This window comes from Pseudomonas sp. B707 (genome assembly GCF_022496685.1).
In the GTDB taxonomy this organism is placed as follows: domain Bacteria; phylum Pseudomonadota; class Gammaproteobacteria; order Pseudomonadales; family Pseudomonadaceae; genus Aquipseudomonas; species Aquipseudomonas paraglycinae.
In genome coordinates this window covers 131,753-147,786 of the sequence record NZ_WTVE01000006.1, presented here as the reverse complement: position 1 = coordinate 147,786, position 16,034 = coordinate 131,753, and the positions used below count along the sequence as shown (strand labels likewise).

Annotated in this window: 15 protein-coding genes; 7 read left to right on the top strand and 8 right to left on the bottom strand. The window is 62.2% G+C overall.

Translation table 11 applies throughout. The annotated features are described in order from the left end of the window. Nucleotides 1-55: 55 nt before the first annotated feature. The 3 genes from GQX66_RS02385 to GQX66_RS02375 all read right to left on the bottom strand — a co-directional run bounded on the left by GQX66_RS02385 (nt 56) and on the right by GQX66_RS02375 (nt 3,826). Nucleotides 56-1,198, bottom strand: a complete 1,143-nt coding sequence (locus tag GQX66_RS02385) for an IS481 family transposase (RefSeq protein WP_085746414.1) — start codon at nt 1,196-1,198, stop codon at nt 56-58. 296 nt (nt 1,199-1,494) lie between these two features. Beyond that, nucleotides 1,495-2,730 carry a TIGR03862 family flavoprotein gene (locus GQX66_RS02380; RefSeq protein WP_240865934.1) on the bottom strand — a complete coding sequence of 412 codons (1,236 nt, stop codon included), beginning with the start codon at nt 2,728-2,730 and terminating at the stop codon, nt 1,495-1,497. A gap of 175 nt (nt 2,731-2,905) precedes the next feature. Then, nucleotides 2,906-3,826, bottom strand: coding sequence for a histone deacetylase (locus GQX66_RS02375; protein ID WP_102716637.1), 921 nt, complete (start codon nt 3,824-3,826; stop codon nt 2,906-2,908). Nucleotides 3,827-3,908: 82 nt separating this feature from the next. On the opposite strand from GQX66_RS02375, the gene GQX66_RS02370 reads away from it, so the two are divergent. The 3 genes from GQX66_RS02370 to GQX66_RS02360 all read left to right on the top strand — a co-directional run bounded on the left by GQX66_RS02370 (nt 3,909) and on the right by GQX66_RS02360 (nt 6,044). Further along, nucleotides 3,909-4,478 (top strand): GNAT family N-acetyltransferase, encoded by a 570-nt coding sequence (locus GQX66_RS02370; protein WP_064382143.1) that lies wholly within the window; start codon nt 3,909-3,911, stop codon nt 4,476-4,478. A gap of 106 nt (nt 4,479-4,584) precedes the next feature. Next, on the top strand, nt 4,585-5,454 hold the full coding sequence (gene tesB, locus GQX66_RS02365; protein WP_007958750.1) for an acyl-CoA thioesterase II: 870 nt from the start codon (nt 4,585-4,587) through the stop codon (nt 5,452-5,454). Beyond that, nucleotides 5,451-6,044, top strand: coding sequence for an HAD family hydrolase (locus GQX66_RS02360; RefSeq protein WP_240865931.1), 594 nt, complete (start codon nt 5,451-5,453; stop codon nt 6,042-6,044). Before tesB ends, GQX66_RS02360 begins: the two co-directional genes overlap by 4 nt. A 30-nt stretch (nt 6,045-6,074) precedes the next feature. Here GQX66_RS02360 and GQX66_RS02355 read toward each other — a convergent pair whose 3' ends face one another. From GQX66_RS02355 to GQX66_RS02340, 4 genes are all read right to left on the bottom strand, one after another. Further along, nucleotides 6,075-7,028 carry an alpha/beta hydrolase gene (locus GQX66_RS02355; protein WP_240865928.1) on the bottom strand — a complete coding sequence of 318 codons (954 nt, stop codon included), beginning with the start codon at nt 7,026-7,028 and terminating at the stop codon, nt 6,075-6,077. Continuing rightward, nucleotides 7,029-7,916 (bottom strand): neutral zinc metallopeptidase, encoded by an 888-nt coding sequence (locus GQX66_RS02350; protein ID WP_240865926.1) that lies wholly within the window; start codon nt 7,914-7,916, stop codon nt 7,029-7,031. A 190-nt stretch (nt 7,917-8,106) separates the two neighbouring features. After that, nucleotides 8,107-8,940, bottom strand: coding sequence for an aldo/keto reductase (locus tag GQX66_RS02345; protein WP_007958759.1), 834 nt, complete (start codon nt 8,938-8,940; stop codon nt 8,107-8,109). Next, complete coding sequence (locus GQX66_RS02340) at nt 8,924-10,660, bottom strand: FAD-dependent oxidoreductase (RefSeq protein WP_240865923.1); 1,737 nt, start codon at nt 10,658-10,660, stop codon at nt 8,924-8,926. Before GQX66_RS02340 ends, GQX66_RS02345 begins: the two co-directional genes overlap by 17 nt. A gap of 176 nt (nt 10,661-10,836) precedes the next feature. On the opposite strand from GQX66_RS02340, the gene GQX66_RS02335 reads away from it, so the two are divergent. From GQX66_RS02335 to GQX66_RS02320, 4 genes are all read left to right on the top strand, one after another. Continuing rightward, entirely contained in the window at nt 10,837-11,613 is a 777-nt protein-coding gene (locus GQX66_RS02335) for an IclR family transcriptional regulator (RefSeq protein WP_240865921.1), read from the top strand. Nucleotides 11,614-11,729: 116 nt separating this feature from the next. Then, a complete protein-coding gene (locus tag GQX66_RS02330) occupies nt 11,730-12,794 on the top strand; it encodes a Gfo/Idh/MocA family oxidoreductase (protein ID WP_240865919.1) in 1,065 nt (354 codons plus the stop codon). Between the two features lie 2 nt (nt 12,795-12,796). Beyond that, a complete protein-coding gene (locus tag GQX66_RS02325; protein WP_240865917.1) occupies nt 12,797-13,612 on the top strand; it encodes a sugar phosphate isomerase/epimerase in 816 nt (271 codons plus the stop codon). A gap of 66 nt (nt 13,613-13,678) precedes the next feature. Then, a complete protein-coding gene (locus GQX66_RS02320; RefSeq protein ID WP_007958785.1) occupies nt 13,679-14,557 on the top strand; it encodes a DMT family transporter in 879 nt (292 codons plus the stop codon). A gap of 60 nt (nt 14,558-14,617) precedes the next feature. Here GQX66_RS02320 and GQX66_RS02315 read toward each other — a convergent pair whose 3' ends face one another. After that, complete coding sequence (locus GQX66_RS02315) at nt 14,618-15,955, bottom strand: MFS transporter (RefSeq protein WP_240865908.1); 1,338 nt, start codon at nt 15,953-15,955, stop codon at nt 14,618-14,620. Between the last annotated feature and the right edge of the window lie 79 nt (nt 15,956-16,034).

The following is a 16,034-nucleotide window of genomic DNA, read 5'->3' as shown; positions in this document are numbered from 1 at the left end:
GGTGTATGTACCGGAGACATGGTGGACACATGTTCGGGGACATGGTGGACGGTTTTCAAATCCGCTTACCTGATACAACGGTCTGTTGAATCAAGTCAATTCGGGCAATGCGATGTCTGCTCCAGTAGACATCGTAGATGCCATCTTCTGTCGTTCCCCTGATCGCTATCAGCTCCCCGATGAAGGCCTTTCCGATCAGGAATTGGCTGCTTCTCCAGTACATCTCGCCATTGCCCTGAACTTTCCTGACCAAATCTCCTTCCGCGTACTCCAGGACAGGCCGGGTCTCTTGGTATTCAAGCGGGCTACTGCTGTAGCGGCTCGCTGGAACCCCCATTCCCAAGGCTTGATGCGGGCGCTTCTGATTGTAAGTTTCTCGCCAGATATCGAAGGCTTTTTGTGCTCCGACGAGATCGATAAAGCACTGACTCTGCAGAACTTCGGCCTTCAAGCTGCGATGGAATCGCTCAATCTTGCCCTGAGTTTGTGGATGGTAGGGCCGGGAGTGGCTGACCCGGATGCCCTGTCTCATCAGCCAGACTTCCAGGGCGGTGTAGACCCCGGTTTGGTCACCCCATGGCGAACCGTTATCCATGGTCATGCGTTGCGGCAGACCGTATCGGCGAAACACTCCAACAAGCTGTTCTTCCACGGTTTGGCGTTGTTGATTGGCGCAAGCGGCGATGCACAACGAGAAGCGGGAATGGTCATCCAATATCGTCAAAGGGTGGCAGCGGCCATGACGCATACCGACGTGTCCCTTGAAGTCCATCTGCCACAAATCATTGGGTGCGTCATGCTCGAAACGGATGAACGGTTTGATCTCGGCGGCCTTTGGATCAACGCGCGAATGACGCTGTAAAACCGCATGCACGGTGCTGACGGAAGGCATCACTAAACCCTTGTCTTCCAGCACGCGTTTGAGCTTGCGAGCGCCCCAAGCCGCGTACTCCTGACTCACGTTCAGAATCTGCTTCTCCACCTCGTCAGCACAACGTTTGGGTGACGTCTTCGGTCGTCGTGACTGATTGTTCAGACCCTCGGCCCCTGATTTTTCAAACCTGCTGAGCCATTTGTAGGCAGTGCTTGGGCTGATGTTGAATCGACGGCAAAGCTGCCGAACATTGGCCCCTTCTTGCCGAGCCAAAAGCACGAATTCTGTACGTAGCTGCACGGTAGACACCTCTTCCCAAGACACAGGCCATCTCCTTCGCGATGAGCAATGTGTCTATTTAAAAGTGTCCACCATGTCTCCGAACACCTGTCCACTATGTCTCCGGTACATACACCCGGGGGGAGAGGGGACTGATCGAGTTGTTTTTGCGAGTTACGTCGACCTGAAATATCGAGTCGAACTCAAGTTATGAAAAACACTTGATCGATAAATCCATAAACGACTCGGTCTTTCAGGTCGATGTATGACGCCAGACACCGCGGTCTGCTCCCTCTCCCTCCGGGAGAGGGCTGGGGTGAGGGGAAAGGGGCGACCCGATCTCAGCGTCGTAACCAGTCCAGCATCCCCAACCCCGCCGCCCGGCCACTGGCAAAGCACGCCGTCAGCAGATACCCGCCCGTCGGCGCTTCCCAATCCAGCATCTCCCCCGCACAAAACACCCCCGGCAACGCCTTGAGCATCATCCGCTCATCCATCGCCTCGAACGTCACCCCGCCGGCACTACTGATCGCCTCGTCCAGCGGACGGGTTTTCACCAGCGTCAGCGGCAAAGCCTTGATCGCCCGGGCCAACATTGCCGGATCAGCAAACGTCGCAGCACCAGTGAGCTCTCGCAACAGCGCCGCTTTCACCCCATCAATCCCGACCTGACTGTGCAGATGCTTGGCCATCGAGCGCGAACCCCGTGGTTTGCTCAACGCCGCCTGCAATTTATCCACAGGCCGGCCGGGCAGCAGGTCGATGTGAATGGTCGCGGCACCGTGCACATTGATCGCCTCACGAATCGGCGCTGACAGCGCGTAGATCAGGCTGCCCTCGATGCCGGTCGCGGTGATCACGCATTCACCCAAACGCGGAACATCGTCGTTCAAACCGATGGCGATGTTTTTCAACGGTGCTCCAGCGAATTTGCTGACCATCAACTCGCTCCAGGCCTGCACCTCGAAGCCGCAGTTACTCGGCTGCAACGGCGACAGTCCTACGCCGCGTTGCTCCAGCGGCAGCATCCACGCGCCGTCGGAACCCAGTCGCGACCAGCTGCCGCCGCCGAGGGCGAGCAGGGTGGCGTCGGGGGAAAAGGTTTTCTCGCCTTCCGGGCTGTCGATGCGCAGCGCGCCGTTTTCGTCCCAGCCGAGCCAGCGGTGGCGGGTGTGGATAACCACGCCGCTGTCGCGCAGGCGCTTGAGCCAGGCGCGCAGCAATGGCGCGGCTTTCATGTCGGTGGGGAACACCCGGCCGGAGCTGCCGATGAAGGTTTTGATTCCCAGTTCGTTGATCCAGCGGCACAGTGCGTCGGCGTCGAACGCGCGCAGCAGCGGGGCGATGTTCGGGGCGCGTTCGGCGTAGCGCGAGAGGAATGCCGGGTAGGCTTCGGAGTGGGTGATGTTCATGCCGCCGACCCCGGCCAGCAGGAACTTGCGGCCCACCGAGGGCATGCCGTCGTACAGATCGACGCGGACTCCGGCCTGGCTCAGCACTTCGGCGGCCATCAGGCCGGCGGGGCCACCGCCGATGATGGCGACGTGAGCGGGAAGGGCGGCAGAAGTCTGGGTCATGGCAGCGGCAATAGCGTGGCGGAATAAGCCGCGCATTCTAGCAGCAGCGACCATCGTCAGGCCTGATCAAAAAACAACCAGCGCGCTGCAAGCCATGTTCAGCGTGGGCTGTAGTCCCTTTCGCTCAGGTTATCCACAGGCCGTTCCACAGCCACTGTGGGTAACGCAGCACAACTCAATGACAACCCGATGACTGCCAGACGCGCTGCGCACTGTGATGCAAGATGCCGTGGCGGCGGGCGAGGGCCTGGCGATCCTTGCTGTATCCGCCGCCGATCACGCCGACCACCGGGATGTCGCGGCCCAGGCAGTGGCGCATCACGCTTTCGTCGCGGGCGGCGACGCCTTCGTCAGTCAGTTGCAGATAACCGAGGGCGTCGTCCTTGTGCACGTCGACGCCGGCGTCGTACAGCACCAGATCAGGCTGATACAGCGGCAGCAGATAGTTGAGCGCGTCGTCGACCACTTTCAGGTAATCGGCATCGCCCATGCCGTTGGGCAGCGGAATGTCCCAGTCGCTTTCGGCCTTGCGTGCAGGAAAGTTCTTTTCGCAGTGCAGGGAAACGGTGATTGCTTCCGGGGTGTTGTGCAGAATCCGTGCAGTGCCGTCGCCCTGATGCACGTCGCAGTCGAAGATCAGCACCCGGTTCACCCGGCCGCTTTGCAGCAAATAGTGACTGATGATCGCCAGGTCATTGAAGATGCAGAAGCCGGCGGGGTAATCGTAGTGGGCGTGATGGGTGCCACCGGCGAGGTGACAGGCCAGGCCATGTTCCAGGGCTTTCTCTGCCGCGAGAATCGAACCGCCGACCGCCCGCACCGTGCGTCGGGCCAGGGCTTCGTTCCACGGCAGACCGAGGCGCCGCTGGTCTTCGCGGGACAACTCGCCACTCATGTAGCGTTCGATATAACCGCGGTCATGGGCCAGGGCGAGAATGTCGGCGGGGCACAGTTCAGGGCGCAGCAGGTCTTCGTCGCGGGTCAGGCCGCTGTCCACCAGGTGATCGCGCAGCAGGCGGAACTTGTCCATGGGGAAGCGGTGTTCCGCCGGGAATTCCGGGCTGTAGTCTTCGTGGTAGATCAGCGGCAACGGCATGGTGGACTATTCATAAAGGCTGCAGGAAAGAGTGCAAAGCCTAACAGCGATGTAGACTGACGGCATCAAGCGGAGGGGCGGGATGGAACCGATACTGGAGCTGGAAAGCGCAAGGCTGCTGATGCGCCAATGGCAGGACGAGGATTTGCCGGCGTTCGCGGCAATGTGCGCCGACCCGCAGGTGATGCGCTACTTCCCCGCGCCCTTGAGCCGGCTGGAAAGCGCCGCGTTGATCGGCCGGGTGCGCGGGCATTTTGCCGAGCACGGTTATGGCCTGTGGGCGCTGGAGCGCAAGGACAGCGGCGAGTTCATCGGTTTTACCGGGCTCGGCGTGGTCGGCTTCGATGCGCCGTTCACCCCGGCGGTGGAAATCGGCTGGCGGCTGGCCAAGGAACACTGGGGCCTCGGTTATGCCAGCGAGGCGGCGTGGACCGCGCTGCGCTGCGGTTTTGACCGGTTGGCCCTGAAGGAAATCGTGTCCTTCACTGCGCAGAGCAATCTGCCGTCGGAAAAAGTCATGCAGGCGATCGGCATGCATCACGATCCAGCCGACGATTTTGATCACCCGAAACTGGCGGTCGACCATCCGTTGCGTCGACACGTGTTGTACCGCATCACCCGGGAGCAATGGCTGCAGACCCTGCATGGCTAAGCCGACACGGACGTTTACAATGGCGCGATCAGTGGCTCGCGCCAGAATCTGAATTGGCCGTCGCAGTCAGGACTGCGCGGCATAGCGTTGTGTGAGGAGAGTCTGAATGAGCCAAGTGTTGGAAGATCTGGTGGATCTGCTGACCCTCGAACCGATCGAGGAAAACCTGTTCCGTGGTCGCAGTCAGGATCTGGGCTTTCGCCAGTTGTTCGGCGGCCAGGTATTGGGCCAGTCGCTGTCGGCGGCCAGTCAGACCGTTGAAGAAGCGCGTCATGTGCATTCGATGCACGGTTATTTTCTGCGTCCGGGCGATGCCAAGTTGCCGGTGGTCTACTCGGTGGACCGCGTGCGGGACGGCGGCAGTTTCAGCACCCGCCGCGTGACCGCGATCCAGAAGGGCCACCCGATTTTCACCTGCAGCGCTTCGTTCCAGTACGACGAAGAAGGCTTCGAACACCAGAGCCAGATGCCGCAAGTGGTCGGCCCGGAAAACCTGCCGTCGGAGCTGGAGCTGACCCAGCAACGCGCGCACCTGATCCCGGAACACATGCGCGAAAAGCTGCTGTGCCCGAAGCCGATCGAAGTGCGCCCGGTCACCGAAAAAGACCCGTACAACCCGCAACCGGCGGATCCGGTCAAGTACGTGTGGTTCCGTGCCGACGGCGCGTTGGCCGATATCCCGGCACTGCATAAATACCTGCTGGCCTACGCCTCGGACTTCGGCCTGCTGACCACCTCGATGCTGCCGCACGGCAAATCGGTCTGGCAGAAAGACATGCAGGTCGCCAGCCTCGACCACGCCTTGTGGTTCCACAACGATCTGCGCGCCGATGACTGGTTGCTCTACGCCATGGATAGCCCATGGGCCGGCAATTCCCGCGGTTTCTCCCGTGGCAGTGTGTTCAATCGCGCCGGGCAACTGGTGGCGTCGGTGACCCAGGAAGGCCTGATCCGTCATCGCAAGGACTGGGCATGAGTCTGGCGGATGTGCGGCACTGGGTGTTTGACATGGACGGCACCCTGACCGTCGCCGTGCACGACTTCGCGGCGATCCGCGTGGCGCTGGCGATCCCGCCGGAGGACGACATTCTCACCCACCTCGCTGCATTGCCCGCCGAAGAAGCGGCGACGAAGCATGCATGGCTGTTGGAACATGAGCGCGATCTGGCGCTTGGCTCGACCCCGGCGGTCGGCGCGGTGGAGCTGGTGCGCGACCTGCACGCCCGGGGCTATCGCCTCGGCATTCTGACCCGCAATGCGCGGGAGCTGGCTCATGTGACGCTGGAGGCCATCGGCCTGGCCGACTGTTTTGCGGTGGAGGATGTGCTGGGCCGCGATGAAGCTGAGCCGAAACCGCATCCGGGCGGTTTGCTGAAACTGGCCGAAGCCTGGCAAGTGCCGGCGAGCGAGATGGTGATGGTCGGAGATTACCGGTTTGATCTTGATTGCGGCCGGGCGGCGGGGACCCACACGGTGCTGGTGAACCTGCCGGATAATCCGTGGCCGGAGTTGACCGACTGGCATGCGAAGGATTGTGTGGAATTGCGGCGAATGTTGTTCGCTTGAAAAAAAAACGGGGGCTTCGGCCCCCGTTTTTTATTGCTCGAATATCGCTTTCTGGCCTTCCGGCGAGGTCAGCATGCCGTCGCCGTTATGCCCGACGCCGGGTACTTCGATCAGCCGCTGATTCACCCCTTCAGGGTGACGACGCAGCAAGTAACCGAAAAACAGCTTCCCGCGCTCCAGTCGATAAGATCCCTGGGCTTTGGCGGCGCAGCTCTTGTCCAGCGCCGGGTGTTGCGGGTCGGTGTCCTGCTGGCCCAGCAGATAAATCACCTCACGTTTGACGTAACGGCCTTCAAGCTGCGCGGGCGTTTGCCCACCCGAGTAGATCGGCGGGTCCACTAGACCGTACTTCCAGCGGTTGAAACCGGGGCATTTGGCATGATCGAAGGCCACCGGGCGTTGCTCATTGAAGTAGGCGTAGGACGACGGGTTGGCCACCACGTAACGCAAGCGAATGCCTTCGGTCTTGAGCGCCGGTTGTTCCTGGGCCAGCAGCGCATAACGCTGCACCACCTGCGCGCCGCCGGAGTGGCCGAAGATCACGATCTGCTTCACATCCGGAAACTGCTTGCGATCGCTCAGCCTTCCGACGATTTCGTCCAGTGCGGCGTAGGAACTCAGCGGGTTCGGCCCTGTGGATAACCCGCCGCCCATCCAGTCGTTGCCTTGCCAGCGCAGCACGCTGGCGGGTAGCGAGTAGAGCGACACATCGCTTTCGTTGAGAAACTGCGGGGCGATCACCAGGGTGTTGGCGGTTTGCCCGGCCAGTTCCGCCGCGACTTCGCCGCTTTTGCGATAGGTCTCGGCGTTGCGCAGACGGCCATGAATGACGATCAGCACGCGCTCGATTTTCGCTGGCGCCGGGCCGATGCCCACCGCCATTTCGCCGGCCTGCAATTGCAGGCGCCCGGGACTGATTGCGTCGACGCCGGCCGCTTGGGCGGTGCCGCCGATGAACAGTAAAGCCAACAGCCATTTATGCATTTACAGGTTTTTCGCCGCAAAGGTATCGCACTGGCCGACCTGGCCCTGGGCGAATCCGGTTTTGAACCAGCGCACCCTTTGCGCCGACGTACCGTGGGTAAACGAGTCCGGCACCACACGGCCCTGACCCTGTTGTTGCAGGCGATCATCACCGATGGCGTTCGCCGCGTTCAAGGCTTCTTCGATGTCGCCCGGTTCCAGCCAGTTCAGACGCTTCTGCGCGTTGTAGGCCCAGACCCCGGCCAGACAATCGGCTTGCAGTTCCTGACGCACCAGCAGCCCGCCGTCACCTTCCATCTGCCGGCCTTGCTGGCGGGCTGTCTGAATTTTCGCCGAGACGCCGAGAAGCGTCTGCACATGGTGTCCGACTTCGTGAGCGATCACGTAGGCCTGGGCGAAGTCGCCGGCAGCCTTGAAGCGCTGGGACATTTCCTGGAAGAACGCCATGTCCAGATAGACCTTCTGGTCTGCCGGGCAATAGAACGGGCCGGTGGCCGAGGTCGCCAGACCGCAGGCGGAATTGACCCGGTTGCTGAACAGCACCAGGGTCGGATCCTTATATTGCCGGCCGGCCTGCTGGAAGATCGCGCCCCAGGTGTCTTCGGTGTCGCCGAGGATCGAGCGCACGAATTCGGCCTGTTCATCGTTGGCCGGCGGTGCCTGACGGGTTTGCGAAGTCGGTGCGACTTGCTGTGTGCCTTGGCCGGTGAGCTGGCCGAGGATCTGCAGCGGGTCCTGGCCGGTGATCCAGCCGATGCCGACGATCAGCAGGATCGCCCCGAGGCTCAGGCCCTTGCCGCCGCCGAAGCGCATGCCCCCACCACCGCCCATGTCATCGCCACGGGCGTCGACGACGTTGTCACTGCGTCGGCCTTTTTTCCATAGCATGTGGGAATCCTCTGTCTGATCGTGGTGATGAGTGTTGCTGGTGTGTGAGTGTGGCGCCAGTCCGGTCGTCCGTCTATTCACACACACGCACAAAGGCCCGGCCTCGGGGTGACGAGGTCGGGCCTGTTATTGACGAGCGCGAGCGCCGGGAATTCAATCCGCCGGCGGATTTCTTTCGCCGGGTCAGATATCAGCGGTCGAAGGCATCCCACACCGGCGCGAAATCCGGGCTGACCTGACGTTCGCGCTTGGACAACGCGGCGATCAGCGCCCGGTCGTCATCATCCAGTTCGACATTCAGCGAGGCCAGGTTGGCCAGTTGATTGGTCTTGCTGCTGGCCTTGGGAATCGCCGCCACGTTGTCCTGATCCAGCAGCCACTTCAGCGCCACTTGAGTCGGCAGCACGCCGTGTTTTTCGGCGATCTGCTGAATCTGTGGAATCTCCGAGACCTTGTTACGCGCCAGTGGCGTGTAGGCCGTGAGCGCCAGATCATGTTGACGGGCGTAGTCGAGCAGGGCGTTTTGTCCGAGCAGGACGTGGTACTCGACCTGAATGGCTGACAGAGGGATGCCGTATTCCTCGACGACTTTGCGCAGCAGCGGCAGCGGAAAATTCGCTACACCGATGTTGCGAGCCAAACCTTGCTCCTTGAACGACGCGAGGGTCTCAAGGGTGCGCGGCAGGTCCCAGTCGGTGGTCGGCCAATGAATCATGAACAGGTCGACGTACTCGCTGCGCAAGGCCTTGAGGCTGCGATCCAGCGAATGACGCATGGCATCCGGTTGCAACTGGTCCCACCAGACCTTGGTGGTGACGTGAATCTGCTCGCGGGGTGTCGGCGTATTCGCCAGGGCCTGTCCGACTGCATCTTCGTTGTTGTAGGCCGCTGCCGTGTCGATGTGCCGGTAACCGAGTTCCAGCGCTTGCTCCACGGCGCGGGTGCATTCGTCGCCGAGCATCGGCCAGGTGCCGAGGCCGAGTTTTGGCAGGTTCAGTCCTTGTCTGTTAACGATGTGCTGCATGGTCGATCTCCTGTTCGAAAGCCGTGACGCCCGCCATGTGTCGGGCTGCGATGTAACCGAAAGTCAGCGCCGGGCCGAGGTTGATCCCGCCCGCCGGATAATGCCCGCCCATGATGCTGGCCATGTCGCCACCGGCCGCGTACAGCCCGGCGATAGGCTGGTCTTCGGCGTCGAGCACTTGCGCATGCGGGTTGACCTTGAGACCGGCGAAGGTGCCGAAGCAGCCGGGCTGAACCTTCACCGCGTAGAACGGGCCGTGTTCGATAGGAGCGACGCACGGATTGGGCTGTTGCGCCGGATCACCCTGTTTGCGGTTGTACGGGGTCGAGCCGCGACCGAACAGCGGATCGTCGCCGTGCCGGGCGTGGCGGTTGTAGTCGTCGACGGTGGCGCGTAAACCCTTCGCGTCGATACCGCATGCAGCGGCCAATTCCTCCAGGGTGTCGCCGGTTTTCAGATAGCCGCTGCGGATAAAACCTGACACCGGCACCGGAAACGGCCGAGACATGCCGAGCCCGTAACGGCGCTGGAACGCGTGGGTGCAGATCAGCCAGGACGCGACCTCTTCGCCCTCGGGGGCGGCGGCGACCATGGCGCTGACGTAGTCGTAATAGCCGTTGGCTTCGTTGACGAAGCGCTGGCCGTTGCGCAGCACGCCGATGACGCCCGGTTTGCCGCGTTCGATGATGTGCGGGAAATGGCCGATGCTGCCGTCGGAATGCGTCACTTGTGAGACCGGTGCCCAGGCGACTGGCGAGGCCACATCGGTGTTGACCCGGCCTCCGACGTTTTCACCCAGCCGCAGGCCATCGCCATTGACTGCCAGCGGAGGCAGCGCCCAATGTTCGTGACCGGTGGGCGTGCGCGGGAACAAGGCCTTGCGCCGCTCGATGTCGTTGGCAAATCCGCCGGCCGCGAGCACCACGCCCTTGCGCGCATGGACAGTGACCGGGCCTTTCGCGGTGTGCACGCGAGCGCCGGTGATGCGTGATTCGTCGCGCAGCAGTTCAGTCACTGGCGCCGATTCCCACAGCAGCACGCCGAGGTCTTCGGCGGATTTCGCCAGCCGCGCCACCAGCGCCACGCCATTGACCAGTTGCATCGCCCGGCCGTGCAGCGCCAGGTCCAGCAGGTGGCGAGTGAAACGCCGGGTCACGTGCCAGGCTGCCGACAACGAGCGAGTCAGATTGAGAAACGCCGACAGGTCCGCACCGGCCATGATCGGCATGCCCATGAACGATGTTTCGCGCATGGTTGTACGAAGACGCTTGAGCAGGCGCCCGACCTTTCGTCCGTCGTAGGGCGCGGCAATCACCGAGCGTCCGCCGGTGCCGGCGCCCGGTGTTTCACCGTGGATGTCGGCGATGGCGTTGCCGTCGGCGAATTGCAGGGCGGTGTGCTGTTCGAAAAACGCCACCATGCGCGGGCCGGCTTCAAGGAAGGCGTCGATCATGGCCGGGTCGTAGTGTTTGCCGAGTTCGTGGCGCAGATAGGTGCGCGGCAATTCCACGTCTTCGACGATCCCGGCGCGCCGGGCCAGCGGATTGCACGGCACCCACGCCCAGCCGCCGGACCACGCGGTGGCGCCGCCGAACACCGGATCCTTTTCCACCACGATGACCTTCAAGCCATGCCAGGCGGCGGTGACGGCGGCCGACAAACCGGCGGCGCCGGAGCCGACCACCAGAACGTCGCAGTCGATATCGGAAAGGGCAGGCATCAGGAGGGCTCCAGCAATCAATTGTTTTTAGAATCATGTTCCAGAAAATAACCAGCGCGGGCGAAGCAGATCAACCGACTGACGCGCAAAGTGGGCGGTTATCGGACGTCGGGTTCCAGATTTCGCATTCCTTGGGATGTCTTCTAGAATCGGCGAAATTTCACCGAGAGCGCACCATGGCCGGCAGTCAAATCGAACGGGTTTTCAGCGCGCTGGAAAGCCTCACCAGTGATCCGCGCGGGCTGCCGATGCAGACCCTGGCCGAGCAACTGGACATTCCGAAGAGCGCGACGCACCGCCTGCTCGCCGAGCTGATCCGCCTGGGTTACGTGCGGCAGAACCCGGAGACGTTGCGCTATCACCTGTCGACCAAACTGGTGGCGATGGGCTTTCAATATCTGTCGAGCAGCGGTGCCGACATTGTGCAGCCGGTGCTGGATCGGCTGGCCCAGGAAACCGGTGAGCTGGTACGTCTGGGTGTGATCGACGGCGAGCGCCAGACCTGGATCGCCAAGGCCCAGGGCGCGCGCACCGGCCTGCGTTACGACCCGGACATGGGCCGCGATGCGCCGCTGTTCTACACCGCGTCGGGCCATGCGTGGCTGGCGTGCATGAGCGACGCCGAGGCGTTGTCGCTGGTCGAGCGCCAGGGCGCGGAGGTGCCGGCGGATATCGGGCCCAATGCGCCGCGCTCCAATATTGAACTGCTCGAACGCCTGCGCGTTGCCCGGGAACAGGGCTATGCCTGTGTGGAAGAAAGCTCGGCGGTCGGCACTTCGGCGATTGCTGCCGTGGTGAAACATCCCGCCGATGGCCGGGTGATTGGCGTGCTCAGCATCGCCGGCCCAAGCGCCCGGATGCCGGGGGCGCGATTGCATGAACTGGCGCCGCTGTTGCTGACGTTCACCGAGGAGCTGTCGGCGGCCAGCCTGGCCTCGGAATTGTTCGTTTAAGCAAAGCTGTGCGCTGTTCGCCCACTTTTCAGTCGGGCGGGTGTGAGAATCTGGAACCGGGTTCTAAATTGTTGATTGAGTGAGTTTTCCCACAACAATCACAAGAGGATCGCACCTTGAACCCGCCCCTTCGCATCGCCCTGATCGGCGCCGGTAACATGGGCCAGCAACATTACCGGCACCTGAAGAATCTCCCTGAGGCCGCGTTATGCGCCGTGGCCGACCCCGGCCCTCAGGCACCGGCCCTGGCGGCGGAGTGGGGTGTGGCGCATTTCGCCGATCACCGTCAGATGCTGGAGCAAAATCGGCCAGACGCAGTGATCGTCGCCAATCCGAATAATCAGCACGTCAGCACTGCGCTGGATTGCCTCGCCGCTGGTGTTCCGGTGTTGCTGGAAAAACCGGTGGGCGTAAACCTGGATGAGGCGCGGGAACTGGTGGCGGCGGTGAAACGCAGTGGCGTGCCGGTGCTGGTTGGCCATCATCGGCGGCACAATCCGTTGATCGTGCGAGCCCATGAACTGGTCAAGGGCGGAGCATTGGGGCGGCTGACGCTGGTGACTGCGTTGTTCCAGTTGCGCAAGCCTGACCAGTATTTCGAAACCGCGTGGCGGCGCGAAGAGGGCGCGGGCATGCTGTTGACCAATCTGATTCACGACCTCGATCTGCTGCGTCATCTGTGCGGCGAAGTGCGTTCGGTGCAGGCGATCACCGACCGTGCGTTGCGTGGTTTTGCCAATGAAGACAGCGCGGCGATCCTGCTGCAGTTCGACGGCGGAGCGCTGGGTACGCTGACCGGTTCCGATGCGGTGGCGGCGCCGTGGAGCTGGGAGTTGAACTCCGGGGAAAACCCCGCCTATCCGCGCCAGGCCGATCAACCTTGCTACTTGCTGGCGGGAACGGCCGGGGCCTTGAGCATTCCGCAGCTCAAGCGCTGGCATTACAGCGCCGATCAGGTGGACGCCGGTTGGCACGAGCCGTTGCTGTCGGTCGATGAACCGTTCACGCCTGATGAAGCCCTGCGGTTGCAGTTGCAGCATTTCGTCCGCGTGGCGCGACGGGAGGTTGAACCGCTGGTGAGTGCCGCCGATGCCGCCCGCACTCTGGCGCTGGTCGAGGCCATCCGTGAAGCAGCGGCCAGCGGTCGCGCCACCGAACCTGCGCAGATCATCGAGGCCTGAACATGAACGAACGAATTCTATCCCTCGCCAGCCTGACCGTGCTGGAGTTGTCGCCACCCGAGATGGTCGAGGTCGCGGCCCGTGCCGGTTACAGCCATGTCGGCCTGCGTCTGGAGCCGGCGACGCCCGAGGAATATCACTTTCCATTGGTAGCCGATGGCGATTTGCGGCGTCAGACACTGGCGCGTTTGCGTGACACCGGAATCGGCGTGCTCGACGTGGAAATCCTGCGTTTGAAAGCGCAGACGGTGGTTGCGGATTTCGAACAACTGCTTAGCGTCGGCGCGGAGTTCGGTGCCAGCGAGTTGCTGGTCGCCGGTAACGATCCTGACGAGCAGCGGCTCACCGATAATTTTGCGGCACTCTGCGATCTGGCGGCGCCCTATGGTTTGCATCCGCATCTGGAGTTCATGCCATGGACCGATGCGCGCAATCTCGAACAGGCGTTGCGCATCGTCGACAAGGCCGGGCGCGAAAACGGGGCGGTACTGGTCGATGCGTTTCACTTCGACCGTTCCGGATCGCGGCTGGAAGATCTGGACGGTGTGCCGGCCTCGCGGCTGCGCTATGCACAGTTGTGCGATGTAGCCGGGCCGAGGCCGACGGACATGGCCGAGATCTTGCGTCAGGCTCGCAATGAACGACGGTTTCCCGGCGAGGGCGATTGTGACTTGATCGGTTTGTTGCGCAGTCTTCCGGCTAACCTTCCCCTGAGTCTGGAAATTCCCACGGTCAAATTGCTGGAGCAAGGCGTGAGTGGTTTGCAGCGGGCGCAAATGGCGATCGACCGGACACGGGAATTGTTGGCCCGGCTATAAGTCTGCTTCAAGGGGCGAGGGCGCACGCGTCCTCGTCACCGTTTATTTTTCATTCAGAGAGAGCCCATGACCGTCAGCACTCCGCTTTCCGGCGTCAACCAACCCTTCAAGGGGATCTTGCTGATTGTCGTGGCAACCTTCCTGTTCTCCAGCCACGACGCGCTGTCGAAATACCTTTCGGGTTTTTATCCGATCGTGATGGTGGTGTGGGCGCGGTATCTGGTGCACACGCTGCTGATGGCGGGGATTTTCCTGCCGCAGTCCGGGCTGCGCGTGCTGCGCACCAAACGTCCGTTGTGGCAGTTGGCGCGGGCGTTGTGCCTGTTGGGCACCAGCCTGTTTTTCACCACAGCGTTGCTGTACATCCCGCTGGCCGAGGCCACGGCGGTCAACTTTCTTGCTCCGGTGCTGGTGACGGCGCTGTCGGTGCCGCTGCTCAAGGAACGGGTGACGCGCGGTCAGTGGATCGCGGTGGTGTGCGGGTTCATCGGTGTGCTGATCATCGTCCATCCGGGCGGTGACTTGTTCACCCCGGCGATTCTGTTGCCGTTCTGCTCGGCGCTGTTTTTCTGCTTCTATCAGTTGCTCACCCGCAAGCTCGCGGAAATCGACAGCCCGACCACCAGCAACTTTTTCGCCGGGTTGTGCAACACGCTGGTGATGAGTGCGCTGGTGCCGTTCTTCTGGCAGGTGCCGAGTCTGGGGCATGCCTTGTTGATGCTGGCGCTGGGCAGTTGCGGAATGACCGCGCACCTGTTTCTGACCCAGGCGTTCCGCCATGCCGCGCCGGCGTTGCTGGCGCCGTTCGGCTATTGCCAGATCGTGTTCGCGGGGTTGTTGGGCTGGTTGCTGTTTGCGCACACGCCGACCCTGATGACGGTGATCGGGATTGCGGTGATCTGTTGCAGCGGGCTGGCGGCAGCGTGGCAGCAGAGCCGGCGCTGAAAGAAAAACCGGCCTGAAATCAGGCCGGTTGGTGCAGGACGGCTTCTCAGTATTGAAGGGCTACTCGGTGACGGTAGGAATCTTGCGCGGTGCCATGAAGTACATCCAGGTCAGCGCGATGAAGTACATCGCCGGAATCATGGTGAACAGCACGGTGTAGTTGTTGTTGGTGACGGTCAGGATGTGGCCGACGATCTGGGTCATGAACATCCCGCCGATCGCCGCGCACATGCCGCCGAAACCGAACACCGTGCTCATCATGTGCTTGGGCGTGTAGTCCATCACCAGGCTCCAGATGTTGGCGGTCCAGGCCTGATGCGCGCCGATGGCCAGGGAGATGGCGGCAACCGCGATCCACAGGTTGGCGGAGCCGGCGGCCATGACCACGCCGATGATGCAGCAGGCGAACAGGAACATCGACAGCAGCCGCGCCTTGATCGAGTTCATGCCGCGACCGATCAGGAATGAAGACAGAATCCCGCCGCCCACGCTGCCGAAGTCGGCGGTGACGTAGATGATGATCAGCGGAATGCCCATCTGGGTAACGTTGATGCCCAGGTTGTATTGCTGATTGAGAAACGGCGGCAGCCAGTACAGGTAGAACCAGAACACCGGCGCGGTCAGCGAGTAGGCGAGGGCGAAGGCCCAGGTGCCGCGCATGCGCAGGATCTTCGAGAACGGCACGCGGGCCTGTTCCGGTTCGACTTCTTTCTGGATGTATTCCAGCTCCGACTGTTTAACGCTCGGGTGATCTTCCGGGTTGAAATACTTCAGGCCCCAGAACAGCAGCCAGATCCCGCCCAGTGCCGACATGCACAGGAACGCAGCCTGCCAGCCCCACACGTGAAGGATCAGCGGCAGCAGCATCGGGGTGAACATCGCACCGACGTTGGTGCCGGCGTTGAAGATGCCGGTGGCCACGGCGCGCTCGCCGGCCGGGAACCACAGGCGCGTGGTCTTCACACAAGCCGGGTAGTTCGCCGCTTCAGTCAGGCCGAGGATGAACCGGCAGACCATGAAGCCCACCGCCGAGGTCGCCAGGCCGTGGGCGCCGGTGGCCAGGCTCCAGAGCAGCACCGCGCAGAAGAACACGCGCTTGACGCCGACCCGATCGATCAGCCGTCCTTGCAGCACGAAGCCGATCGCGTAGCCGACCTGAAACCAGAAGTTGATGTTGGCGTAGTCCATCGCCGTCCAGCTCATTTCCTTGGCGAGGATCGGCTGCATGACGCCGAGAGCGGCGCGGTCGATGTAGTTCAGCGTGGTGGCGAAAAACACCAGCGCCAGCATGCCCCAACGGGTCTTGCCGACAGCCATGGCGCCGCGGATCTTGTCGCCGATGCCACCCGTGGCAGTGCTCATGGCCGGAGCCATGCGGGAAGTCTGTGAAGGAATCATGTGTTCCACCCGTTTTTGGATTTGTTATTTGGTGTGCTTTTCTTGTGCACGCTGCGACCGGTGGTTCAGTTCCGGACTC